The 24,621-nt window shown below is 68.2% G+C and carries 22 protein-coding genes, 1 pseudogene and 1 riboswitch; of the genes and pseudogenes, 9 read left to right on the forward strand and 14 right to left on the reverse strand.

Annotated features, from left to right (window positions below; all coding sequences use genetic code 11):
• Positions 1-50: 50 nt before the first annotated feature.
• The 13 genes and pseudogenes from ABEA50_RS19090 to ABEA50_RS19150 all read right to left on the reverse strand — a co-directional run.
• Positions 51-1,028: pseudogene (locus ABEA50_RS19090) on the reverse strand (ABC transporter permease); the annotation flags it as partial.
• Between the two features lie 2 nt (positions 1,029-1,030).
• Positions 1,031-2,608 carry an ABC transporter substrate-binding protein gene (locus tag ABEA50_RS19095; RefSeq protein WP_345497151.1) on the reverse strand — a complete coding sequence of 526 codons (1,578 nt, stop codon included), beginning with the start codon at positions 2,606-2,608 and terminating at the stop codon, positions 1,031-1,033.
• Between the two features lie 38 nt (positions 2,609-2,646).
• Positions 2,647-3,729: an LLM class flavin-dependent oxidoreductase gene (locus ABEA50_RS19100; protein ID WP_345496909.1), complete on the reverse strand. Its 1,083-nt coding sequence runs from the start codon at positions 3,727-3,729 to the stop codon at positions 2,647-2,649.
• Positions 3,726-4,241, reverse strand: a complete 516-nt coding sequence (locus ABEA50_RS19105) for a GNAT family N-acetyltransferase (RefSeq protein WP_345497152.1) — start codon at positions 4,239-4,241, stop codon at positions 3,726-3,728. Before ABEA50_RS19105 ends, ABEA50_RS19100 begins: the two co-directional genes overlap by 4 nt.
• 28 nt (positions 4,242-4,269) lie before the next feature.
• Positions 4,270-5,232, reverse strand: coding sequence for an ABC transporter substrate-binding protein (locus ABEA50_RS19110; protein WP_425577662.1), 963 nt, complete (start codon positions 5,230-5,232; stop codon positions 4,270-4,272).
• Positions 5,232-5,990 (reverse strand): amino acid ABC transporter ATP-binding protein, encoded by a 759-nt coding sequence (locus ABEA50_RS19115; protein WP_345497153.1) that lies wholly within the window; start codon positions 5,988-5,990, stop codon positions 5,232-5,234. The genes ABEA50_RS19110 and ABEA50_RS19115 overlap by 1 nt, the downstream gene beginning before the upstream one ends.
• Before the next feature lie 128 nt (positions 5,991-6,118).
• Positions 6,119-7,177: an amino acid ABC transporter permease gene (locus ABEA50_RS19120; protein ID WP_345496911.1), complete on the reverse strand. Its 1,059-nt coding sequence runs from the start codon at positions 7,175-7,177 to the stop codon at positions 6,119-6,121.
• A gap of 188 nt (positions 7,178-7,365) precedes the next feature.
• A riboswitch (SAM riboswitch) is annotated at positions 7,366-7,460 on the reverse strand.
• A gap of 492 nt (positions 7,461-7,952) precedes the next feature.
• Positions 7,953-9,164: a glycosyltransferase family 2 protein gene (locus tag ABEA50_RS19125; RefSeq protein ID WP_345496912.1), complete on the reverse strand. Its 1,212-nt coding sequence runs from the start codon at positions 9,162-9,164 to the stop codon at positions 7,953-7,955.
• A gap of 6 nt (positions 9,165-9,170) precedes the next feature.
• A complete protein-coding gene (locus ABEA50_RS19130; RefSeq protein ID WP_425577663.1) occupies positions 9,171-9,959 on the reverse strand; it encodes an LppM family (lipo)protein in 789 nt (262 codons plus the stop codon).
• 288 nt (positions 9,960-10,247) lie between these two features.
• Positions 10,248-10,412: a hypothetical protein gene (locus ABEA50_RS19135; RefSeq protein ID WP_345496914.1), complete on the reverse strand. Its 165-nt coding sequence runs from the start codon at positions 10,410-10,412 to the stop codon at positions 10,248-10,250.
• A gap of 40 nt (positions 10,413-10,452) precedes the next feature.
• Positions 10,453-11,316: a carotenoid biosynthesis protein gene (locus ABEA50_RS19140; protein WP_345496915.1), complete on the reverse strand. Its 864-nt coding sequence runs from the start codon at positions 11,314-11,316 to the stop codon at positions 10,453-10,455.
• A complete protein-coding gene (locus ABEA50_RS19145; RefSeq protein WP_345496916.1) occupies positions 11,313-12,875 on the reverse strand; it encodes a phytoene desaturase family protein in 1,563 nt (520 codons plus the stop codon). Before ABEA50_RS19145 ends, ABEA50_RS19140 begins: the two co-directional genes overlap by 4 nt.
• A gap of 13 nt (positions 12,876-12,888) precedes the next feature.
• Positions 12,889-13,500 (reverse strand): GNAT family N-acetyltransferase, encoded by a 612-nt coding sequence (locus tag ABEA50_RS19150; RefSeq protein ID WP_345496917.1) that lies wholly within the window; start codon positions 13,498-13,500, stop codon positions 12,889-12,891.
• 253 nt (positions 13,501-13,753) lie between these two features.
• Here ABEA50_RS19150 and ABEA50_RS19155 point away from each other — a divergent pair, with 253 nt between their 5' ends.
• The 4 genes from ABEA50_RS19155 to rsmH all read left to right on the forward strand — a co-directional run bounded on the left by ABEA50_RS19155 (position 13,754) and on the right by rsmH (position 17,049).
• Positions 13,754-14,218: an SAV_6107 family HEPN domain-containing protein gene (locus tag ABEA50_RS19155; RefSeq protein ID WP_345496918.1), complete on the forward strand. Its 465-nt coding sequence runs from the start codon at positions 13,754-13,756 to the stop codon at positions 14,216-14,218.
• Positions 14,219-14,490: 272 nt separating this feature from the next.
• Positions 14,491-14,931 (forward strand): DUF3040 domain-containing protein, encoded by a 441-nt coding sequence (locus ABEA50_RS19160; protein ID WP_345496919.1) that lies wholly within the window; start codon positions 14,491-14,493, stop codon positions 14,929-14,931.
• Positions 14,932-15,373: 442 nt separating this feature from the next.
• Entirely contained in the window at positions 15,374-15,805 is a 432-nt protein-coding gene (mraZ, locus tag ABEA50_RS19165; protein WP_345496920.1) for a division/cell wall cluster transcriptional repressor MraZ, read from the forward strand.
• A gap of 278 nt (positions 15,806-16,083) precedes the next feature.
• Positions 16,084-17,049, forward strand: a complete 966-nt coding sequence (rsmH, locus tag ABEA50_RS19170) for a 16S rRNA (cytosine(1402)-N(4))-methyltransferase RsmH (RefSeq protein WP_345496921.1) — start codon at positions 16,084-16,086, stop codon at positions 17,047-17,049.
• On the opposite strand, the gene ABEA50_RS19175 is transcribed toward rsmH, so the two are convergent.
• Positions 17,034-17,165, reverse strand: a complete 132-nt coding sequence (locus ABEA50_RS19175) for a hypothetical protein (RefSeq protein WP_345496922.1) — start codon at positions 17,163-17,165, stop codon at positions 17,034-17,036. The two genes, rsmH and ABEA50_RS19175, sit on opposite strands and share 16 nt — an antisense overlap.
• Before the next feature lie 113 nt (positions 17,166-17,278).
• On the opposite strand from ABEA50_RS19175, the gene ABEA50_RS19180 reads away from it, so the two are divergent.
• The 5 genes from ABEA50_RS19180 (at position 17,279) to mraY (ending at position 24,595) form a co-directional block, all read left to right on the forward strand.
• Complete coding sequence (locus ABEA50_RS19180; RefSeq protein WP_345496923.1) at positions 17,279-18,169, forward strand: FtsB family cell division protein; 891 nt, start codon at positions 17,279-17,281, stop codon at positions 18,167-18,169.
• A 152-nt stretch (positions 18,170-18,321) separates the two neighbouring features.
• The gene (locus ABEA50_RS19185; protein ID WP_425577674.1) at positions 18,322-20,082 is read left to right on the forward strand and encodes a peptidoglycan D,D-transpeptidase FtsI family protein; all 1,761 of its coding nucleotides are present in this window, start codon (positions 18,322-18,324) and stop codon (positions 20,080-20,082) included.
• 195 nt (positions 20,083-20,277) lie between these two features.
• Positions 20,278-21,909, forward strand: coding sequence for a UDP-N-acetylmuramoyl-L-alanyl-D-glutamate--2,6-diaminopimelate ligase (locus ABEA50_RS19190; RefSeq protein WP_345496925.1), 1,632 nt, complete (start codon positions 20,278-20,280; stop codon positions 21,907-21,909).
• Positions 21,906-23,522, forward strand: coding sequence for a UDP-N-acetylmuramoyl-tripeptide--D-alanyl-D-alanine ligase (locus ABEA50_RS19195; protein ID WP_345496926.1), 1,617 nt, complete (start codon positions 21,906-21,908; stop codon positions 23,520-23,522). Before ABEA50_RS19190 ends, ABEA50_RS19195 begins: the two co-directional genes overlap by 4 nt.
• Entirely contained in the window at positions 23,519-24,595 is a 1,077-nt protein-coding gene (mraY, locus tag ABEA50_RS19200; RefSeq protein ID WP_345496927.1) for a phospho-N-acetylmuramoyl-pentapeptide-transferase, read from the forward strand. The genes ABEA50_RS19195 and mraY overlap by 4 nt, the downstream gene beginning before the upstream one ends.
• Positions 24,596-24,621 lie beyond the last annotated feature (26 nt).

The raw sequence follows: 24,621 nt of genomic DNA on the forward strand, positions 1-24,621 counted from the left end.
CTCTCGGCTGCCGAGGGCCCGGTGTGGTCCGGTCCTGTGGTGGAAACCGTGTCCGTGTCCGTGCCCCCGGCGCCGCCACGCCGGGGTCCGCGCACCCGAGCCGCGATGCGCGGGTCGAGCAGCGGGTAGAGCAGGTCGACCACGAGGTTGACGCTGACGAACACCACCGAGGTGAGCAGGACGATGCCCTGCACCACCGGAATGTCCTGGGCCAGAACGGAAGTCTGGGTGAGGCGCCCGATGCCCTGGCGGGCGAACACCGTTTCCACCACCACCGAGCCCGCGAGCATATTGCCGATCAGCACCCCGGCGACGGTGAAGGTCGGTACCGAGGCCGGACGCAACACGTGCTTGCGTTGCACCCACCACCGGGAGCCGCCCTTGGCCTTGGCGACCGCGACGAACGGTTGCCGCGCGGTCGAACGCAGCCCCGAGGCCAGTACCTGTGCGATCACCGCGCCGATCGGGATCGCCAGCGTGATCGCGGGCAGCACCGTGGCGGAGAAACCCTGCCCACCGAAGGCGGGGGTCAGCCGCCAACCGAACGAGAACACCTGCAGCAGGAGCAATCCCACCCAGAACGTGGGCAGCGAGACACCCACCGAAGGCAGCGCGCCGAGCAGGTCACGCAGCCAGGCGCTGCGCGGATAGGTGGCGGCGAACGCCAGCGCCACCCCGCCGACCACCGCGAACAGCAGGGCGAGTCCGGCGAGCGCGAGGGTCTGCGGTAACGCGTCGGCGATCGCGCCGGTCACCGTCCGTCCGGTCGCGATGGACGTGCCCAGGTCACCGTGCGCCGCGTGCGTCAACGCGGTCCAATACTGTTCCCACAGTGGACGATCCAGGCCGTAGCGGGCCTGCAATTCGGCGATGGCGGCCTGGTCGACGGGGGTGCCCGTCGCGCCGCCGTCGGCCGCGATCGACACCGGGTCGGCGGGCAGCAGAAACAGCACGATGAACGAGATCGTGAAGGCCGCCCACAACACCCAGATCGCTTGCAGAACACGCTGGATCAGATACCGGGCCATGATCAGCGCCCGCTCAACCAGGTGTCGAAGAATTGCAGTCGCGCCGTTGCGTCGAAGCCCACGTTCTGGGTGTCGGCGGCAGCGCCGATGGTCTGCGAGAGTTCGACCGTCGGAATCCACAATCCGTTGTCGAGCGTGGCCTCCTGTGCGGTGTGCACCAGTGCGGTGCGCTCGGCAGGGTCCACCGCGCTCAGTTCCTTGGTCAGTACGTCATCGAGCGCCGGAATCGGCCCTCGCGCATTGAGGTTGGTTCCGTCGAGGCCGAAGGTCGAGCGCAGCACGTCACCATCGGCGCGGGTGATGTTGTAGTACACCGAGTCGAAGTCCTTCGCGTTCTGCTTGACGGTGTATTCCGCCGCCGAGATCAGGTCGAGTCGCAGGTCCACCCCGACCTGGCGCAGCTGCTGCTGCGTCAGCTCGAGAATTGCCTGGTTACCGGCGAATACCGCGGTGAAGGTCACCCCGAACGACAGCCGCTCACCGTTCTTGGTGCGGATTCCGTCCGCACCGGGCACCCAACCGGCCTGGTCGAGCTGACGGCGCGCTTTGTCCTGGTCGAAATCGATCCGGTCCGTCAGATCCTGATAACCAGGGGTGGTGCTGGCCAGCGTGCTCGTCGCGGCGTTGAACTGCGGGCCGAGCACGGTATCGACCAGTTCCTGCCGGTTGATCGCGTGCGGCAGCGCCTGGCGCACCGCGGGGTCGCGCAACGGCCCGCGGGTGATGTTCGGCTGCAGGCCGAAGGGCACACCGGGATTCACCACATTGAGCACCTGACCGCCGCCCGCGCTGATCTGCGGCTCGTCCTGCGGCAGCGCGTCGCTGATCGCGTCGAGTTGTCCGGAGACCAGGCTGCCGGTCCGCACCCCGGACTCGGGCACCACGGTGAACTCGATCTTGTCCAGGTATGCCTCGCCCTGGTGGCCGAATAGCGCGGAGCCCCAGTGGTATCCGGGACGTTTGACCAGCGTCGCCGAAGCGTCCTGCCGGTAGCTCTCGTAGCTGAACGGTCCGCTGCCGACGACGTCGCCGAGGCAGCGCTGCTCGGCGGGCTTCGCGGTGGTCGCGTCGGCGAGAATGCCGAGTTGGGTGGACGAGGTCGCCTGGAGGAACTGCGCGTTCGGTGTACTGAACCCCACCGTGACGGTCAACGGATCGATGACCGTGGTTCCGGTGTAGTTGGCGAGGAAGGCCTTGGCCTGCGGTGCCTTGGCGCCGAGCCCGATGATCGAGTCGAAAGTGTTGGCCACCGATCGCGCGGTGAGCGGTGTTGCGTCGCTGAAGGTGACGCCGTCGGTGAGGTGGAAGGTGAACGACTTCGCGTCGGGGGAGACCTCCCAGCTCTTGGCCAACCACGGCTTCAGTTCGCCGGTCTCGGGGTCCTGGTCGGTCAGCGAGTCGACGATCTGCCGTGCCACATAGATGGTCTGATTGCTGGCCGACTGGGCGGGATCCGAGCAGGTCGGCGCCTGGGACAAGCCGTAGCGCAACGTGCCACCGGGCTGCGGTGGACCCGCGTCGGCACCGGAGGTCCCCGAATCGCCGCCGCACGCGGCGAGCATGGTCGCGGTGGCGAGCATGCCCGCCGCCAGTGCGACGATTCGGTGCGGGGTTCGGATCACGAGGCAACTCCAGAGGTTTCGGGACGGACGGTGTCGGCGCTGGCCAGCGGCCGACTGGGGACGCGCTCGCGCAGGTGCGGCGCGACTTCGGCTTGGAAGAGTTCGAGGCTGTCGCGGTAGACGCGTTCGGTGCGGCCGTCGCGCTCGGCAGAAAGGTGTGCCACCTCGTGTCCGAGTTGTTCGTGCTGGCGCCCGATCTTGTCGACCACCTGCTCCGGGCTGCCCACCAATGCCGAACTGCGCGTGAGGAAGTCGTCGAGCGTCTCGAACACGATCGGCAGGCCGAGGCGGCGCGACAGTGCCAGCCGCGCCTCGAAGAGCGGACGGTAGGTCTCGCGGGCCTCCTGCGAGGTGCGCGCCACATGGAATCCCGCGGTGCCCGCGCCCACGAGTGCGTCGGCGGGGTCGTGGCCGTGGTGAACCCAGCGCTCCCGGTAGTGCCGGATCAGCTCCGCATACGGCTCGATCGGATTGGTGACGTTCGCCGAGAACACCGGATCACCGTGGCTCGCGGCGAGTTCCACCGAATCCTTGCTGGTGGCGCTGCCGTGCCAGATCCTGATCTTGCGCTGCCACGGCCGAGGCAGCGCCTTGGCCTCCCGCAACGGCGGCCGGAATCGGCCCGACCAGGTGACGCTCTCCCCGGCCCACAGCGCCCGAAACAGGTCGTAGCCTTCGCGATTGCGATCCCACTGGTCCTCGGTGGTGACGTGGAACAGTGTGGCCTGTGCCGCGCCGTTGCCTTTGCCGATGATCAGTTCCAGGCGTCCGCCGCACAGATTGTCGAGCGTCGAATAGTCCTCGAACGCGCGCACCGGGTCGAGCAGGCTCAGCGTGGTCACCGCGGTGAACAGGGTGATCCGCGAGGTCACCGCGGCGATGTGACTGAGCACCACCGGCGGCGACGCGGAAAGGAAGGGGTCCTCGTGGCGCTCGCCGACGGCGAACCCGTCGAAGCCCAATTCCTCCGCCACCTTGGCTTGTTCGACGACGCTGAGCAACCGTTCCCTGGTGCCGGGCAGTTGTCCGGTGATCGGATCGGGGACCCGGTTGATCAGCGTCATCAACAGAAACTTCATGCGGTCTCTCCCCATTCGCCTGCGGCGAGATACTTCTCGAACGGGTGCGGGCCGATCTGCGCCGCGGGCACCGATGCGTCGTAGCGCGCGGTATATCCCGTGGCCAGATACAGCGCGACGGCTTCGGGCTGGCGCCAGCCGGTCGTGAGGTAGACGCGCCGGTACCCGCGGCGCGCGATCTCGAGTTCCAGTTGCTCGACCACGAACTGGCCGAGGCCCCTGCGCCGATGCTCGCGGGCGGTCCAGATCCGTTTCAGCTCCGCGGTTTCGGCGTCGTAGCGTTGGAAAGCGCCGCCCGCGACCGGAACGGTGTCCTCGGTGACCACGAGCAGCGCGCCGTCCGGCGCGGCGAAGGCGGTCGCGGGGTGCTCGCGTAATGCGGTGTGCATCTCCCCGACGCCCCCGCCGTAGCGGTTGCTGTATTCGAGGGCGAGCTCGGCGAGCAGCGGTTGGGCCAGCGGATCGTCCTGGGCGACGCGGTGCACTCGCCGTCGCGCCGTCGAATCCTGCATCGGCGAAGAATTTTTCAGCGACACGCCCTCACTCCTTTCTCGGCAGACCCTGCGGGTTGATCCGCGACTCGGTCACCTGCTCGGACTGCAAGCCCCACCGATCGATCACCTGCTGATAGGTGCCGTGCTCGATCGCGTAGTTCAGCGCCTGCTGGATGGGGCCGATCAGGCCGTTGTCCTTTTTGGTGGTCACCGCGATCTCGCCCTGCAATGCGGTGCCGGCGCCGGAGAAGGTGCCCACGATCTTGGTCTGCTTCGCGGTGGCCGAGTGGTAGATCGCGCTCGGGTTCGGACCGAGGTAGCCATCGAGGCGGTGTGAGGCCAGCGCGAGGTAGTAGTCCGAGGTCTGCTGGAAATAGGCGATATCGATCGGGGCCAAGCCCTCGGCGGCGTTCTGCTGATTCCATTCCACCAGCAGCTGTTCCTGGTTGGTGCCGGTACCGACGCCGATCCGCTTGCCAGCCAAGCTGGTTCGGTCCTTGAAGTCGAGGTCGCTGTCGTTGGGCAGCTCCAGCGCCACGGTGTCCTTGCGGTAGGTGGCGAAGTCGTACTTGTCTTTACGCTCCTCGGTGACCGTGACGTTCGAGACGAAAGCGTCGACCTCACCGGAATCGATGCGCACGAAGTTTTGCGACCAATCCGCCGCGGTGATCTCGAGTTTCAGTCCGAGGATGTCGGCGACCAACGAGGCGAAGTCCACTTCCGAGCCGACGATCGTCCGGTCGTCGGTGGCGTAGAAGCGCAGCGGCGGCGCGGTGCCGGAACTGCCGGTGACCACCAGCGTGCCCCGGTCGCGGATCGCCTGCGGCACCGTGGCGGCGATGCTGTCGACCTTGTCCGCATGCACCCGTGTCGACTGCTCGGGGGAGAGGTCGAACGTGGTTTCGCCGACCGTGGCGGGGTCGGGGTCGGCGCAGCCGGAGGCCAACACCGCGACCGCGGTCGCGACAGTGGTGGCCAGGACGGAGAATTTCATCGAATACCTGTTCATCAGCGAACTCGGGACAGGAACGCACGGGTGCGTGGATGGGTGGGGTGATCGAGGACCGCCTTCGGCGGTCCCTGTTCGACGATCGCGCCTTCATCGAGAAACACGACGGTGTCGGCGATTTCGCGGGCGAAGCCGATCTCGTGGGTGACGATCACCAGTGCCGTGCCGTCGTGCGCGAGGTCACGGATCACCTCCAGCACCTCACCGACGAGTTCGGGGTCGAGGGCGGAGGTGGGCTCGTCGAAGAGGATCACCCTCGGTCGCAGTGCCAGTGCGCGGGCGATCGCCACCCGTTGCTGTTGTCCGCCGGACAGATTGCGCGGATACGCGTCGGCGTATTCGCCGATGCCGACGCGCCGCAGCAGCGTGTGCGCCTCGGCCTCGATCTCGGCGCGGTCGCGGCGTTGCGCCGAAAGCGGTGCGAGGGTGACATTGTCGAGCACGGTCAGGTGCCCGAACAGATTGAACTGCTGGAATACGAACCCGATCCGGGAACGCTGCTTGCGCACCGCCCGATCCGAGAGCGCGTGCAGGGTGTCGCGGCGTTGGCGGTAGCCGATCAGCTCGCCGTCGATGCGCACCGTGCCCGCGTCGAGGGATTCCAGGTGGTTGATCAAGCGCAGCAAGGTGGACTTGCCCGACCCCGACGGTCCGATCACGGTCACCACCTCGCCGGAGCGCACGGTGAGGTCGATGCCGCGCAGCACCGTGCGCGCGCCGAAGGATTTGCGGACCCCGCGCACCTCGACGGCGAGCATTTCGGTGGGTGTGGTCTCGGTGGTGGACGGTGTGGTTCGGGTTGTGGCCGGGGTGCCCCCGGTTGTCACCGGCGTTGCCTCGGGGGTATTCGTGCTCGGCGCGCCGGTTTCGGTCGTAGCTGTCTCGGTCACGGCTGTGCCTGCGCCCGTGCGAAACCGGTGGTGGCGGTATCGGAATCGGCGACAGCACGCACCCTGTCCCACGCTCGTCGCCACGGCGGTGGCGCGACGGGGCCCGTGCTGCCCCTGGCGTAGTGGCGCTCGATGTAGTGCTGTGCCACCGAGAGGACCGTGGTGAGCACGATGTACCAGACCGTCGCCACCATCAGCAGTGGAACCACGCGCCCGTTGCGGCCGTAGATCACCTGGACCTGGTAGAACAGCTCCGCGATCGCCATCACCGACACGATCGAGGTGCCCTTGAACAGGCTGATCACCTCGTTGGTGGCGTTGGGCAGGATCGAGCGCATCGCCTGCGGAACCACCACCGTGCGGAACTGACGCACCTTCGGAATGCCCAGTGCGGCGGCGGCTTCGAGCTGGCCCGCGTCGACGGAGATGATTCCCGCGCGGATGATCTCGGCCGAATACGCCGCCTGGTGCAGCGCCAGACCGATCACGGCCGCGGTGAACCCGCTGATCACGCCGTTGACCTCGAAGGTGAAGAACGCGGGGCCGAACGGGATGCCGAGCGAAATCGTCCGGTACAGGTAGGCGATGTTGAACCAGAACAGCAGCTGCACGATCAGCGGGATCGAGCGGAACGCCCAGATGTAGCCCCACGAGATCACCCGCAATACCGGGTTGTTCGACAGGCGCGCGATCGCCAGCCCCGTGCCGAGCAGGAATCCGAGCGCGGTGCCCCATGCGGTGAGCTCGAGGGTGACCTTCAGCGATGTCAGCACCGATCGCGCGGTGAAGTACTGCGCGAAGGTCGGCCAGTCCCAGCCGGGGTTGGTGGCGAGGCCGTGCGCGAACTGCGCGAGCACCACGAGCGCGATCACGCTGACCACCCACCGCCACGGGTGCCTGGTCGGCGCGATCTTCGGGGTGGTCGGCGTGTGCCGGCCGTCGACCACCGTGGACGATGCGGTGGTGTCGACGGTGGTCTGGGTGCCGGTGTCGGCGGTGTTCTCGGGGTGGGTCTCAGCGGTGTCCGCTTCGCCGGGTGCGACTGACGCACTCATCTCGGGTCCTTCGACGGAACGTGGGTGACCGTGCCACTCGGGCACCGGTCACGTCACCCGGCCAGTCTCGGGTGGCTAACTGCTGGCTGCGCGGATCAGTGACGACAACCAGCCGATCCGACCTTGCCGTAATCGATGTGTCGGCGCCGCCAGCAGACGAAATGATCAGCGGAAATTCCCACGTCGTTCCTCCATCGATCCCGGCGGAAGCACCCGCACCCGATCGCTCGAGGGGTTGCTGCGACGTCGACGAGCCAGGTCTCTCGGTCGCTCTGGATGGTTGATTTCGGCTCGGTGGAACGTCGGGTCAGCGGCCGAGGCCCCGAACCGACAACCGCCGAGCCGAACCATCATGCCCAGCGCCCGAAACATCAGACAAGGAAAGCGATCACGCTGAATGTAGCCATTGCCGCACGGGCTTCAGGGAGGTAGATACGGTATTCGACGCAAGCCCTGCCACGAATCGAGGCGGTCGGCAACGCGCCTGCGGACGAGCTACCCCGCTTGCCTACCCAGCGGGTGGCGCCGGACAGCGTTCGGGTGATGCGTTGCCCGCGTCGACCGATCCGGGTAGTGCCAGCGCAAGGCGCAGAATGTTCGACCGAGGTCCATCTTGCCCGGCCGTGGTAGCGCCGGCGACGGGGCCGGTCGGCTACTTCATTTGTCGGTCGGCCATCGCATGGTCCGGCATGCCGCCCCATTCGACCCGAACATGTTTTACCCCTTGGTAATTCGGCGACGAAGTCGGACCGTTGGTGCACGCGGCGATGCGGAATCACACCGAAGCGGCCGGTTCGGGTGTGCGGCCGGGGACCGCGAGCGCCCGTCCCTTCCAGCGCAATCCGTCCCGTCGGCGGAGGCGACAGGATCGCACCCACAACCGGAAGTAGGCGGCGACGCCGAGTGGATGAGCGAGGCTCGCGAGTAGATCCGCGACATTCGCGCGGCGTCCGGTCTCGAGACGGCGGGCCAGCAGCCTGCTGGTGGTCGCGGCCAGATAACCGAGGATGCCTGTGCGGCGCAGCCTGCCGTGACCGCACAGCGCGGCGATCGGCGGCACCAGGAAGGCCAGTGCGGCAACGGCTCCCACGGCGGACCCGGCGAAAACCGAACCGCCGTAAGCCGACCAGAGCCAGCGGGTGTACCCGGCGTCCAATTCGCGTGCGTCCCGGTACATGCGCGTGTGCGCGAGTTGCTCCGCGGCGAGCACCGCGGTGCGACGTCCGCTACGGCGCAGCGCTCTGGCAATGTCCAGATCCTCGGTCACACTGTCGGCGACCGCCGCGTGGCCGCCGATCGCACGGTAGTCGGCGGTGTCGAAGACGAGGAACTGCCCGCACGCCACGGTCGTACTCGCGCGCGTCGTGCGCTCGGTCGCCGTGACCGGCACGGTCGAGGCCCACGACCAGCACAGCAACGGTTGCACCAGCGCCTCCGTCAGCGATCCGGACCGCTGACACGGCCACGGCGCGAGCAACGAAACCCGCCGCCGACGCAACTCGCGCACCGCCGCCGCGATCGCCTCGGGTGCCAGACGCACATCGGCGTCGAGGAACACCAGCACCGGCGTCGTCACCTCGTGCGCCAATCGCGCGCAGGCGGCGGCTTTTCCGGTCCACCCGGCTGGCGGCTCGGTGTCGCCGCGCAGCACGACGAACCGAGGGTCGCCCGCCACCGCGCGGCGGGCGAGGTTCGCGGTGTCGTCGCGTGAGGCGTCATCGAGGATGCGCACCGTCAGCTGATCGAGCCCGCGTTGCGCACGCAGATCCGCGATCAGCGCGGGCAGCCGGTCGGCTTCGTCGCGGGCGGGCACGCACACGGTCACCGCCGCGCTGTCGGCGGTGTCGGCGGCCGGTCGATCAGCCAAGGACCGCACGGTGAGTCGGTTGTAGGCGGCGACCGCCACACCGCACAGCGCGAAGGCGGTACCGACCCGGGTCGCCGTCGTCGCGACCGACACACGTCGTCGCCGTAGCGATCCGGCCATCGCGACTCAGTCGTTGTCGATGAGCGAACGCACCAGTCGACGCGGCGAGAACCCGGTCGGTGCCCCCGGCGCGGCGGGGTTGCGGTCGAGATACGCCACGGCGGCCACCAGTGCGGCCACCGCGAGCGTGATGCCACCCATGATGACCGCCCAGCCCGCGAAAGATCGGGTGTTCGGATCGGCGTAGCTCACTTCGGCGCGCACCGTCGACACATCACCGGCTGGCAGCTTCCACGACACGATGTTGTCGCCCTCGCGGTTGCCGTTGGTCTTGGCGACGCGCGCGGGGAAGGCGATGGTGAACTGCACGTCGGAACCATGCGGTGGAACGGTTTTGAGGTCGATCCTGCCGTTGAGGGTCACCAGGTCGCCGGTGCGGGCGAAGGAGAGTTGGAACATGCCCTGGGTCTGTTCGGAGAGCCCACCCAGCTGTTGCACATCGCCGAAGGACAGGTCCTCGAAGTACACCTGGCTGCCGACGTAGCCGTCCTGGCTGTAGGGCTCCACGCGCAGCTTGGTCGCCAGCGATTCCGGCGCTTTCAACTGCGGGCCCTTGTCTTCGGCCGTCGCGGGGATCACGGCGGCCACGATCCGTCCCGACACACGGTCGTTGGACGAGACACCCATCGAAGCCTGTACCCGCAGGCAGCCCGCGAGGAACGGCACCAGGAACGCGGCGAGCAACACGGCCGCGGTGACCCTGAGCGCGCCGTGGCGAGCGCGCAGGTGTCCGGTTCGCGGCATGGCCGTGGCATCGGGTGTCGTGGTGTCGGGACTCGGCTGCACGGATGACATCGTGCCAGGCCGAGTACCCGAGATGCCACGCGACGGGCGGAACGGTCGCGAAGGACTCGAATCCGAGTCCCGCATCACGAAGCAACGCCCCGAGCTTCGCACCGAACGAACCCGAGCACGCACGGCGTCGCGCCGCCCGTGCCGGAAGACCTCCGCGAGGACCGCACTCGGTGCGACAAGTGATCTGCGTGCGAATTCGTGGGCGCGCGTGCGGATTTCATCCCGGGGTCACGCCGCGGCGTCCGCACGGGAGAACGGTCCGCGCGTCGGCCACGGCGGCAGCAGCGTCTAACCGAGGATGCCGGACGAGCTGCCGATCACGTGGTCTGGTCGGCGTAGCGGCTTCATCCTCGGGTCGATGTTCGCGCAGGGGATGGGGTCGAGACCGCGCGACGGTTCGATGACCGGATCGGCGCGGTGGCTGAGCGGCTGGCCGACCGTCGAATCCGACATCCCGGTAGCCGTCGACCTCGTGACCTGGTCGGCGGGATGGCTACGGCAGCGGGTCCCTGTCCGCACGGAGGAGGGGACCGCGCCTGCGTGATCGCCACAGCAGTCCGACGCCGAGAATGCCGAACCCGACGCCGCCGTACGCCGCCGACCGTGGCAAGCCCAGGAAGACCGCGTGGGCGAGGATCGAGCCGAACCACGTCCACAGGAACACCGCGATCGGCACGAACATTGCCGTCGGCGCGGGATCGGACAGCGGTGGGAAACGTCGCGCCAGCGTAGTAAGCAGGACGGCCATGAGCAGGGCGACCGCGAACCAGCCGAGATAGTTGGTGTATGGAATGGCGGGCAGGCCCGGCAATCCGGAGCCCTCATCGCACCAGGTCCAGCGACCGTCGGCGACCATCTGCGGGTCGAGGAACAGATCCCAGCCCACCGCGCCGACCGCGGTGAGCGCGATCCGATTCGACGTGCGATCCGCGACGGCACCGGCCACCATCCACACCGGATACAGTCCTCCGGTCCAGGCCAGCGCGATGACCAGCGGGACACCCGCCACCGCAGGGCCGAGACCCGCGGTGGCGTAGGCATAGCACCCGAACGGGTAACCCGTCGTGGTGCCGATGATTTCGGCGACGAGACCGACTCCGGAGACAGCGACCAACAGTCCGATCGCGAATCGCGCACCGCGAGTGGTCGCCGCGTGCGTCAACGCCGTCGCCGCCGAAAGCAGCACGATCAACACGGTGATCCGATCGCGGGCGACCGAGGAGGTCAGTGGATAAGCGATCTGTGCGAGCACCCATGACCCCGCGAGGAGTGCGGGCGCGAGCTCACGCACGGTCGGCCGGAGCCGGGGCCGGGTCCGCGCCGCCGAGCCGAGTGGCGGCGATGCCGGTGCGATCACCGTCGCAGCAGCCGCGATACTCGGCCGCGTCGTAGGTCACGTAACACCAGGTCGGCCGCAGTGCGTCCGCTCGCGCCGGACACTCCGCCGCCGGGATGAGTCGAAGCACCCGTCAGGTAGAGGCCGGGCGCACCGGGCACTCGCTGCCCCGACAGCTCGGGCAACGGCCGCCACAGCATCATCTGATCCAGACTCATCTCGACGTGCATCACATTGCCGCCGAGCAGTCCCATCTCGCGTTCGAGGTCGACCGGCGTCTGGACGTGTCGCCGCAGCACCGAATCGGCGAAACCCGGTGCGTGTGAGTCGAGTTCGGCGACGATCCGGTCGGCTTCGGTGCGCGCGTGCGTGGCCCAGTCGCCGTCGGTGATGCGGTAGGGATGCCACTGCGACCACAGCGACAACTGGTGTTGGCCGGGCGGCGCGATCGAAGGATCGAGCGCGCTGAAACTCATCGCCAACACCACCGGGCGTGGCGGAAGCCGCCCGGCGAGCGCCGCGCCGTGCGCGTGCCGCAACTGTTGCCGATCGCTGACGAGAAACTGGAGGCCGGAGGCGGATTCGTCGCTCGAGCTGCCCGGATACCGCGGCAGCGCCGAGGTGGCAAGTCGCACCACCATGCCGATGCCGGGACCGACGCGAATGCGTCGGCGCCAGTCGTCGAGCACCGCGTGGTCGAAACCGCCCGCGTCCAACAGCGCCAACGTGGTGAGGATGTGCGTGCCCGCGATCACGGTGTCGGCGTGCAGTTCTCGGCCCGCCTCGGTGCGCGCGCGCCACCCGTCACCCGCCCGCCGCAGCGCGGTGACGGCGTCACCGGCGTGTACGACACCGCCGTCGGCGCGCAGCCGGGCGATCAAGGCGGTACTGAGCGCACCGCTGCCACCGACGGCGCGACCGGGCGGGAGTGTGTGCATGAGCGCCGCGAATCCGACCATCGGCGCGGTGCCCGGTTCGGACATCGGCGGCCCGGATTGCGCGCCGAACCAGGCCAGCGAGGCCCTGAGTCGTTCGTCGTCGAACCAGGTGTCCAGCAACGCGTCTCCGGATTGCAGGAACTCGCGCGACAGCGCGCTGCCACCGCCTTTCGCGTCCAATCCCCAGAACGACCTGACCAGTCGACCCGGTGTCGGCGCACCGCCGAACGCGCGCATCACGCTGGCGCTGCGCGGCCCCCAGACCTCGACGAACCGCCGATAGGCGGCGGCGTCGCGTGCACCGCATCCCGCCGCGATCGATGCGCAGGTGGCGTCGAGATCGCGGCGGAAGACCAGCGCGCTACGGCCCTGGTGCGCGGGTGTGAAGCCCCACGGATCGCATTCGAGGTAGCGCAGTCCGAATCGGTCGAGTTCGAGTTCCTCGATGATCCCGGTGTGGCGCACCATGATGTGCGCCGAGGACCCGCGATCGACGAGGTGTCCGGGAAACCGTTCGACCGTCGAGACGGCGCCGCCGAGGATCTCGTCGCGTTCGAGTACCTCCACCCGGTGTCCCGCCCGTGCGAGATAGCAGGCCGCGACCAGCGCGTTGTGGCCCGACCCGAGCACGATCACCGACACGGGCACCTCGCGTTCACAGCGGTAACCGACGACCGAGTACGGCGAAGGGACGGTTGTCGCCCGCGAACACGAAATCGCGCAGCACGTCGCCGAACCCCTGGCGCCGATACAGCCGCCACGCCCGGTTGTCCTCGCCGCGCACCTCGGGGGTGGACAGCAGCACCGCGGCTTCGGAGCGCTCGCGCAGCAGCCGTTCGAGCAGCACGGACCCGAGTCCGCTGCCCTGTGCGGTGGGGTGCACGTGCAGCTCGGTGAGTTCGAAATAGTCCGAAAGCAGTTCCCGTGCCGCGTGTTCGGGCCAGCCGGTCCGGCGCATGCCGCTGTGGACCTGCTGGTGCCACCACTGGTGATTCGCGCCGCGGTACCCGTAAGCGATAGCGAGGATCGGTGCGTGCCGCAGGTCGACCCTGCCCGAGTCGTCGGGCAGTACCGCCGCGACCGCCTGCCAGCCCGCCCGCGTGGTGTGTTCGGTCCACATCGGGGCGCGATGGTGTTCGGTACCGCGCGGATAGTCCATCGCGGCGACATAGACGGCGAGGATGTCGTGCAGGCGGGAGCGCAGCGCGGCGACCGACAGGTCGATGACGACAGGCGCGGGGGTGTGATTCGGCTTGACTGCGGTCATGGCTCTCGTCGGTACGGACGGCGGCGGCAGGTGTCGTCGTCGCAGGGGCGCGGATGCGGTCGGAACTTGTCGGTGGGTCTCGTTATATTCGGTGTCAATTCAATCGTTCGAATACCTGTTCGGTTGGTGGCGGTGGTTTTCCTGTTGTTCTACAGGGTGCCCCACCGCGTGCTCGGCGGTGTCGTCCGGGCACGGGCGGACAGGCGGGCGAGTGGGTCCGAATGAACCACGGCAGATTCGGAGAGGAGCGGGTATGTCGAATCCGATGGGTGGAAACGGTCGGCGCCGAGCCGGGTCGGTCGGCGGATCGGGTAAGGCGGGTACGTTGCTCGCGCGCGCCGATGGCCTGCTCGTGCAGGCGGCGGGCGAGCGCGATCCGCGCGAGCGATTCCGCACCGCGTATCTGGCGGCGTTGCGTGGTGCCGGTGCGGTCATCGCGGTCACCGGTGCCGATGCCACGCCGAGGGCGCGGTCGCGTAGTGCCTGGGCGTTGATGCAGCGCGCCGCACCCGAATTCGTCATGTGGGCCGACTACTTCAGTGCGCGTTCGGAGATCAGAGCGGCGCTGGAGGCGGGACTCGATCGCGCGATCGACGACGCCGAGGCCGACGAGTTCGCTTCGCGGGTGGGCGCATTCCTCTACGACGTGGAGGATCTGTTGGCCGCCTCGGCCCGGTTACATCCGGTGCGCGGGTGGTCGGGAGATGTCACCGCGTAGTCGGCGGACCCGGGGTTCTCCTCGGTAGTGCGCGGTGCTGAACGTTTTTCGGCCCGTGCGCCCAGGGCGCCGAACGGGTGTTCGGCGCGTCTCCCGTGACGTCCCGTCGACCAGCAAGTGACATGCGGCTGACTTGTGACTTCGTTCTCGTGTACCCATAAGGTGGTCTGGCCCTGATCGAACTCGTATCATTGATGTCAGATAGCCGCCAAGGTCGGCTATTTGTCGCCTACCCGGAGGCGACAGCCACGCCTAGTGCCGGGGGAGGTACCGTGCCACTCTCCGAGCACGAGCAGCGCATGCTCGAACAGATCGAGAGCGCTCTCTATGCTGAGGATCCGAAGTTCGCCTCGTCTGTCCGCGGCGGACGTCTTCGTTCCACCTCCAGTCGCCGCAGACTGCAAGCCGCGGCGCTGTTCGTCTTCGGCCTCTTCCTGCTTGTCGCGGGTATCGCCGCACCGGTCAAACCTGGCGGGTTCCCGATCATCAGTCTGATCGGTTTCATCGTCATGTTCGGCGCCGGTGTGCTGCTGTTGCTCGGCAGCTCGAAGGGGACCGCGAAGGGCGAAGCGGCCGGAGGCCCGAATAGCGAGGCCAGTCCGCCCGGCGGTCGCGGCGGCGCCGCGGGACCGAGCGGTCGCGGACGCCGCAAGTCGGGTGGTTTCTCCGAACGTATGGAGGATCGCTTCCGGCGACGGTTCGAACAGGAGTAGGTCGCCTGCGCCACTGAGCTGCGGCGCGGGTCGTCGAGTTACCGCGTCGATCGCTCCGCTCGGCGCCTCCTCGAATACAGCGAACACGGCGGACGCCGCATCGGAATTCCGATGCGGCGTCCGCCGTGTTCTGCGCGTTCACCTCCTTCCCCCACCTCTGCCCACCGATCGCCCCACTTGCCCCCACCGCACCGAAATCCTGGCTGGTCTTTCGGTGTTTGCTGGGTGTTTCCGGGCCGTCGGAAATGTGGTGCCCGCGTGTCGCTGGAACTCGTGAAAAGTTCTCCACCCCGGTGATAGCTGGGGTGACCTGCGGAATCGTCTGAGTCGGGAGCCAGATCACCAGCCTTTTCGATTGAAAGTGGGGGAAAGTGGGGTAATGTGGAGCGTGCAGCACTAGAAGGGCCGACCATCGAGGTGGATCGATCAGGGAGGTGTCGAGTTGTTTCTCGGTACCTACACACCTCGGTTGGACGACAAAGGGCGACTCACGTTGCCTGCGAAGTTTCGAGACGATCTGGCGGGAGGGTTGATGGTCACGAAAGGTCAGGACCACAGTCTTGCCGTGTACCCCAAGGAAGAGTTCACCGCGCTCGCGCGTAGGGCGGCGGCGGCATCTCGAAGCAACCCGCAGGCCCGCGCGTTCGTCCGGGCACTGGCGTCCGGAACGGATGAACAACGTCCTGACGCACAAGGTCGAATCGTGTTGTCGGCAGAACATCGTCGCTACGCCGCCCTGCAACGGGACTGTGTGGTGACCGGCTCGGTCGACTTCCTCGAGATATGGGATAAGCAGGCGTGGGAGTCCTACCTCGCCGAGCACGAGGAGGACTACGCGGAAGCGAGAGACGAGTCGCTGGGCGGAATCTTCTAGCCCCGAGCGAGAACGAGTGCCGCGTGGCCTCTGCCCGGACGCGGACCCTGACGTACTTCCCCGACGCCAGGTGCCGCGGTCGGTCAGAGACCACGAGGCATTCGTCTCGGCCCCGGTCTATGCGATCTGTTCGCAGCACCATTCATGTAAGTCCACTTGACGGTTACGCGCCGGAAAACCAGCGCCGGGTACCGGTGCTGAACCACAACAAGCGCCGTGGGACAAGACAACCCGTGTGCGAAACGCGACGACGCGAGGCAGGATTACGGGAGGTCGATGTGCACCGTGAACAGCACGGCCAGCGTCATGTCCCCGTTCTGCTCCACCGTGCCGACGCGCTCTTGGGGCCCGCGCTCACCGAGCCGGGCGCCGTCTACCTCGATGCCACCCTCGGCCTGGGCGGGCACGCCGAACACTTCCTTCGGTCCTACCCGGACCTGCGCCTGGTCGGCCTCGATCGCGACACCACGGCACTGAAGGCGGCGGCCGAGCGGCTCGCGCCGTTCGAGGACCGAATCACGTTGGTGCACACCCGATACGACGGGATCGCCGACGCACTCGACGAAGCCGGCCTCGCGGCCGTTGGCTCGGTCGACGGGATTCTGATGGATCTCGGTGTGTCCTCCATGCAACTCGATGAAGCCGATCGCGGATTCGCGTACTCGGTCGACGCACCCCTGGACATGCGGATGGACCCGACCACGGGACCCACCGCCGCCGATGTGCTCAACACCTACAGTCACGGCGAGTTGGCCAGGGTGCTGAAAACCTATGGCGAGGAACGCTTCGCGGGCCGCATCGCCTCGGAAGTCCTGCGTCGTCGTCCTTTGCACACCAGCGCCGAACTCGTGGAGTTGCTGTACGCGGCGATCCCCGCGGCGACGCGCAGGACCGGAGGGCATCCGGCCAAGCGCACATTCCAGGCGCTGCGGGTCGAGGTGAACGGCGAGCTCGATTCGCTGCGCGCCGCGCTGCCCGCCGCGGTGGGCGCGCTGCGCCTCGGCGGACGGATTGTGGTCATGTCCTACCAGTCGTTGGAGGACAAGCTGGTCAAGCACGAGTTCGCGGCCCGAGCGGCCTCGCGAACACCGGTCGACCTACCCGTCGAACTTCCCGGCATGGGACCCGAATTCCGGATGCTGACCCGCGGTGCGGAGAAGGCGACGGAGGCGGAGATCGAGGAGAACCCGCGTGCGGCACCGGTTCGGATGCGCGCGGCGGAGCGTATTCAGGAGGTCGGATGAGACACCACCGCGACAGCGTTCGTTCGCTCGGTCGGCTCCTGGTAGCGGATGCGGGTGATCAACCTGGGCGGCTCGGCACGCAGTGTGGCCAGGTCGATCAGCGGTGGTGCGCTCATCCCACGGTCACCGGACGTCCGAAATCTCGTCGGGCGGTAGTCATTCGGCAATTCGATCGCGACGTACGGACGTGGGAGGCCGGGCGTCGCGCCATCACACAGGGAGGGAAAGCATGAGTGTGCGAACGAAGACCGTAGCGGCACCCGGACGCGTCGCGCGTCGAGTACAAGAGGCCGAGCGGGTCAAATCCGGTGCGGCACAGCGCGCGTACGCGCGTCGCAAGGTACGTGCCGAGGGAAAGCCGGACAGCCCCGCGTTGCCGCCGCCCCGAACCTCGGTGATGGCGGGCCGGATCCCGTTCGTGACGGCGATCATCGCGCTGCTCGGCTGCGGCCTCGCGCTCACGCTGTTGTTGACCACCCGCGCCGCCGAGGACAGCTACCAGCTCAGTTCCGCGCGCGAGACCAATCGCAAGCTCTCCGACGAGCGCGCGTTGCTGGAACGTGAAGTGGCCGCGGCGGATTCGGCGCCCGACTTGGCCGAGCGCGCGCGCGAACTCGGGATGATCCCGGCGAAGGACCCGGCCAGGTTGGTGGTGGCTTCGGACGGCACGGTGACCGTGATCGGCGAGCCCGTTCCCGCGGAGGGCACGCCAGCGCCTCCGCTCGGTGGCGTGCGCACGCCACCGCCGAGCCAGCAGGCGGGTCCCGGCGAGCGGGTCGTCCCGGTGACGACGACGCCACCGGCCGCACCGTCCGGCGCCCCGGCTCCCGGCGCGCAACCTCCGGGTGCCCCCGCACCTGCCCCCGTGGTCGGCGATCAGGCGCACGTACCCCCGGCTCCGGCGCCGCTGCTCGACCTGACCGGCCCACGCCCCGGCAACTCGGCCCCTCAGCTGTCTGAGTCGGACGCGGGGCCGGATGGTGACCCCGCGCCGCAACCCGCGCCCGCGCCGATCGATGACACCCAGCCGTCGGTCGACAATGGCCAACTGCCCGAGGACGGTTCCGTGCCCGCCGAAACACCGCAGCCGGAGCCGACGCCCGCCGAGGCGCCGCAGTGACGCAGGCACGGCCAGGTTCTCGGCAGCGCCGCGGACCCGTTCCGCCCGGCGCGAAACCGCCGCGGCCGCGCTCGGGCGGTGGTGGCCGAGGGTCGAGGCCCCCGGCCAAGGACCGACCGTTGCGGCTGCGGATCGGCGTCGGCCGGGTGATCATGCTCATCGCGCTCGGCGTCGTCGGCCTGCAATTGCTGTGGGTGCAAAGCATTTCCGCCCCCGCACTCTCGGCGCAGGCGGCGAGCCAGCGCACGACGAAGGAACCGGACGCCGCGTTGCGTGGCGCCATCACCGACCGCAACGGCACCAAACTCGCCTTCACGGTGAGCGCGAAAGCACTGACCTTCCAGCCGAACCCGGTGCGTAAGCAGCTGGCCGAGGCCAAGGCGACCAATCCCAAGGCGCCGGATCCCGAACAGCGCCTGGACGCGATCGCCACCGCCATCCACGACACACTGGGCAAGGCGGCGCCGAGCAAGCAGGAGCTGCTCGCGAAGATGCACAGCGACAGCACCTTCGTCTATTTGGCGCGCAGCGTCGATTCGGCGATCGCCTCCGCCGTCACCGACCGGTACGACGAGGTCGGCGCCGACCGCGAGGACGTCAGGGAATACCCCGGCGGTCCACTGGCGGCCAATGTGCTCGGCGCGACCGGCTGGGACGGTCACGGCCAGATCGGTCTCGAATCGTCGATGGACTCCATCCTCGCGGGCACCGACGGTTCGCAGACCTACGATCGTGGCTCCGACGGGGCGGTCATTCCCGGCAGTTGGCGCGACAAGCAGGACGCGGTCAACGGCCACACCGTGGAACTCACCCTCGACTCGGATTTGCAGTACTACACCCAACAGCAGGTGCAGCAGGCCAAGGAGATGTCGGGGGCGCAGGGTGCCTCCGCGGTGGTGCTGGACGCGAAGACCGGTCAGGTGCTCGCGATGGCCAACGACAGCACCTTCGATCCCGCGCAGAACCCGAAGACCTGGGGTGACTCCGATATGGGCAATCCCTCGGTGTCGGATCCGTTCGAACCCGGTTCGGTGAACAAGATCATCACCGCGGCGGCCTCGATCGAATACGGACTCACCGATCCCGACGAGGTCCACCAGGTGCCGGGCAGCATTCAGATGTCGGGCGTCACGGTCAACGACGCGTGGGTACACGGTGTCGCGCCGTACACCACCACGGGAATCTTCGGAAAATCTTCCAATGTCGGCACCCTCATGCTCGCGCAACGCGTCGGCGAGGACCGATACGCCGACATGATCAAGCGCTTCGGCCTCGGCCAACGGACCGGCGTCGGACTGCCCGGTGAGAGCGGGGGGCAGGTTCCTTCGCGTGACCAGTGGTCCGGCGGCACCTTCGCGAACCTGCCTATCGGACAGGGTCTTTCGATGACCACGTTGCAGATGACCGGCATGTACCAGGCCATCGCCAACGACGGCGTGCGCATTCCGCCGCGGATCGTGAAAACCGATGTCGCGCCGGACGGTAGCCGCACCGACGAACCGCAACCCGACGGGATCCGGGTGGTGAGCTCGCAGACCGCGGCCACCTTGCGCACCATGTTCCAGTCGGTGCTACAGAACGATCCGACCGGCCTGCAGAGCGGCACCGGGGCGACCGGCGCGGTGGAGGGTTACCGCATCGCGGGCAAGACCGGCACCGCGCAGAAGATCGACCCGAACTGCGGCTGCTACTCCAGCGACAGCTACTGGATCACCTTCGCGGGCATCGCCCCCGCCGACAACCCTCGGTATGTCGTCGGACTCATGCTCGACGATCCGGTGCGCAGTTCCGACGGCAGCGGAGGGCAGTCGGCGGCGCCGCTGTTCCACAACATCGCCTCCTGGGCGCTGCAACGCGACCGTATTCCGCCCTCGCCGGGAACCGCGCCGGAGTTCGTCCTGCAAGCGCCGTGATCTCGTGTGTGCACCCGGTGCCGAGCTCGCCGCGCGCGGCGGAGTTTCCCGCCTCGGCGCTACCAGCGCGCACCGACAGCGCGGTGAGTGGAATGCTCGGCGGCGCGCGAACACCGGCCGCGTTGTCTGTCCGTGACTGTTCCTCGGTAACCTGACACGTCGTCCCAGTCCTGCCTCGTATCAGAGAGGAGCAATGTGCCTGCGCAGCCCAGCCAGCACGCGCTCCGGCCTGCCCGCCCGCCCTCGACATCGCTGGCCGCAGTGCTGGAGCGAATCGATGCGACCGTCGCATCGGGATCGCATCCGCTCGACGGTCGGTCGGTGACCGGCATCGAGCATCGGTCGAACGTGGTGTTGCCCGGCGATCTGTTCGCCGCCTTGCCAGGAGCACGCGCACACGGCGCGCGGTTCGCCGCCGACGCGGTCGAGCGTGGCGCGGTCGCGATCTTCACCGATGCGGCGGGGGCGGAGTTGATCGGCGCGTCGCAGGTGCCGGTGCTGGTGCGGGAGAACCCCCGCGCGGTCCTCGGTGAGCTGTCGGCGACGATCTACGCTCACCCCTCGCAGCGGCTACGCATCGTCGGGATCACCGGAACCTCGGGTAAGACGACCACCTCGTATCTGGTCGAGGCGGGTCTGGCCGCCGGTGGTTTGTCCACGGCGCTGATCGGCACGATCGAGACCAGGATCGGCGGTCGCAGGGTGCCGAGCGCGCTGACCACCCCGGAAGCTCCGCAGCTGCACGCGATGTTCGCGCTGATGGTCGAGCAGGGTGTGGACGCCGTGGTGATGGAGGTGTCCAGCCACGCACTGGCGCTCGGCCGGGTCGACGGCGTGCGCTTCTCGGTCGGTGGTTTCACCAATCTGTCGCAGGATCACCTGGACTTCCACGCCGACTTCGACGACTATTTCGCCGCGAAACGCCGCCTGTTCGAGGCGGATTCGCCGGTGGCCGCCCGTACTTCGGTGGTCTGCGTCGACGACGAGTGGGGCAGGCGCCTCGCCGACGGTCTCGTCGCGCCGACCCGGGTGAGCACCACCGACGTGCCCGCCGACTGGTCGGTCGCGGGGGAAGTCGGCACGCACGGCGGCGAACAGGAATTCACCGCGCGCGGGCCGAACGGTGATGTGCCCGTGCGCCTTCGGTTACCGGGGCGCTACAACGTGGCCAACGGCCTGCTCGCGATCGCGCTGTGCGAACAGGCGGGCATCGCCGCCGCGACGGCGGCGCCCGCGCTCGCGCATGTCGACGTGCCGGGTCGGATGCAGCGGGTCGAACGCGGTCAGGACTTCCTCGCGATCGTCGACTACGCGCACAAACCGGCCGCGTTGGATTCGGTGATCGCCACGCTGCGTGCGCATTTGGTGTCGGACGCCGCCCACGCCTCCGATGGCTCTGCCGGCTCCGCCGCGCGCCCCGGTCGTCTCGCTGTGGTCGTCGGCGCGGGCGGCGACCGGGACACGGGCAAGCGCCCGCTGATGGGTGCCGCGGCGGCTCGCGGCGCCGACCTGTTGATCATCACCGACGACAACCCGCGCACCGAGGACCCGGCGACCATTCGCGCGGCACTGCGCCACGGTGCGATGGAGGTGTCGGACACCGAGCGCGCACAGGTGCGCGAGATCGGTGACCGCGCCGAAGCGATTGCGGCCGTGGTTGATTGGGCGCGCGCGGGGGATGCGATATTGATCGCGGGCAAAGGCCATGAGTGGGGGCAGGAGATCCAGGGTGTGAAGCACCCGTTCGACGACCGCGAGGTGCTCGCGGCCGCCTTGTCGACACATTGTCCGCATGACGCGGACGCGGAGGACTTGACGGTTTCATGATCGAGATGACACTGCGGGAGATCGCGGACGTCGTGGGCGGCACGCTGCACGATGTCGACGACCCGGAGGCGACGGTTCGTGGTTCGGTCGAATTCGATTCGCGCCGAATCGGTTCCGGTGATCTGTTCCTCGCGCTTCCCGGCACGAAGGCCGACGGCCACGAGTTCGCCGCCACCGCGGTGGCGGCCGGCGCGGTCGCCGTGCTCGCGGCGCGACCGGTGGGCGTGCCCGCCATCGTCGTCGAACCGCGTCCCGGCGCGGTCTCGTCGCGTTCGATTGCCCTGACCCATGATTCGGATGGTTCGGGTGCCGCCGTGCTGGCGGCGCTGGCCGAGCTGGCCGCCGCGAGTGTGCGGCGGCTGGTCGCCGATCACGGTTTGATCGTGGTCGGCGTCACGGGGTCGTCGGGGAAGACCTCGACCAAGGACCTCCTGGCGGCGGTGCTCACGCCGCTCGGCTCGGTGGTGGCGCCGCCGGGATCGTTCAACAACGAGCTCGGTCACCCGTGGACGGTGCTGCGCGCGGACGCGACAACTCGTTTCCTGGTGCTGGAGCTGTCGGCCAGGGGGACCGGCCACATCGCCGCGCTCACCCGGGTCGCGCCGCCGAACGTGGGTGTCGTGCTGAATGTCGGCACGGCGCACCTGGGCGAGTTCGGCAGCCGCGAAGCCATCGCGCAGGCGAAAGGCGAACTGGTCGAGGCACTTCCCGATTCCGGGTTGGCCGTGCTCAATGCCGACGACAGTGCTGTCGCCGCGATGGCCTCGCGTACTTCGGCGCGCGTGGTGTCGGTCGGACAATCCGGCGACGCGACGATCCGCGCCACCGATATTCGGCTCGATGACACCGCACGCGCCCACTTCACCTTGCACACGCCGCAGGGCAGCGTACCGGTGCGGTTGGCGGTGCACGGCGAGCACCACGTCGGCAATGCGCTTTCCGCGGCGGCTGTCGCGCTGGAGTACGGTGCGGATCTCGACACCGTGGCCACCGCGTTGGCGGGAGCCCAGGCCGCCTCCGCGCGTCGGATGGATGTGCGCACCACCGATGACGGCATCACGGTGGTCAATGATTCGTTCAATGCCAACCCGGATTCGGTGCGCGCGGCGCTCAAGGCGTTGGTCACCATGGCGCGCGCGGGGCAGACCCGGCGACGCAGCTGGGCGGTGCTCGGCGAGATGGGCGAGCTCGGCGAGGACGCGGTCGTCGAGCACGACGCGATCGGCAGGCTCGCGGTGCGCCTGGACGTGAGTCGGGTGGTCGTGGTGGGCGACGGAAGGCCGTCGCACGCACTGCATCAGGGCGCGGTGATGGAGGGCTCCTGGGGTGAGGAGTCCACGCTCGTGCCCGATATCGATGCGGCGATCGCCCTGCTGGACGCGGAACTCGCACCGGGTGACGTGGTGTTGGTGAAGGCGTCGAAGTCGGTGGGCCTGTGGGTGGTCGCCGAACACTTGATCGGACGCCGAAGTGCTGGCGGCGGGGAGCAGGGGGCGGACGCGCGCACGAGCGCGGCAGGGGAGAACGCGGCAGGGGAGAACAAGGGTGGGATCGGGGCCGGGGACGACACGGGTGGGAGCAGGGCGGGGACTGACACGGAGGCAGTAGGATGAGACAGATAATGTTCGCCGCGGGGATCGCGCTCGCGGTATCGATCCTATTGACCCCCCTATTGATTCGAATCTTCGCCAAGCGCGGTTTCGGTCAGGAGATCAGGGTCGACGGCCCGGCCAGTCATCAGTCCAAGCGTGGCACGCCGACCATGGGCGGGGTGGCGATCCTGGTCGGCCTCTGGGCGGGCTACCTGGGTTCGCACCTGATCGGCATCGGTTATTCGGCCGACGGGCCTTCGGCGTCCGGGCTGCTGGTCCTCGGTCTCGCCACCGCGCTGGGTGTCGTCGGTTTCCTCGACGACTTCATCAAGCTGCGTAAGCAACGCAATCTCGGGCTGTCCGCGGCGGGCAAATACATCGGGCAGATCAGCGCCGCGGTGATCTTCGCGGTGCTCGCCTTGCAGTTTCGCGGTGAGAACGGTCTGACGCCGGGCAGCATGCATCTGTCCTATGTGCGCGACATTTCCACCGTGTCCGTGGGTGCGATCATCTTCGTCGCGTTCGTTTGCCTGGTCGTGGTCGCCTGGTCGAACGCGGCCAACCTCACCGACGGATTGGACGGCCTCGCGGCCGGGTCGATGAGTCTGGTGCTCGGTGCCTACGTGATCATCACCTTCTGGCAGTACCGCAACGCGTGCGCCACCCTGCCCGAGGCGGGCTGCTACAACGTGCGCGACCCGCTCGATCTCGCGTTGGTGTGCGCCGCGGGCGCGGCCGCCTGCGTGGGGTTCCTGTGGTGGAACGCCGCGCCCGCCAAGATCTTCATGGGTGACACCGGGTCGCTCGCCCTCGGTGGCATGCTGGCAGGATTGTCCATCACCACCCGCACCGAACTGCTGATGATCGTGCTCGGCGCCCTGTTCGTCGCCGAGACCGCGTCGGTGGTGTTGCAGGTGGCGGTGTTCCGTACTACGCGCACCAGGTTGTTCAAGATGGCACCGTTCCATCACCACTTCGAACTCAGTAAGTGGGCCGAAACCACAGTGATCATCCGGTTCTGGTTGTTGGCCGGAATGGCCTCCGCCGTGGGGCTCGGTTTGTTCTACAGCGAATATCTTTCCCAGGTCGGGTGAACGAGCACATGGTCGAACCTTCTCCA

This window comes from Nocardia callitridis (genome assembly GCF_039543305.1).
Classification (GTDB): Bacteria; Actinomycetota; Actinomycetes; order Mycobacteriales; family Mycobacteriaceae; genus Nocardia; species Nocardia callitridis.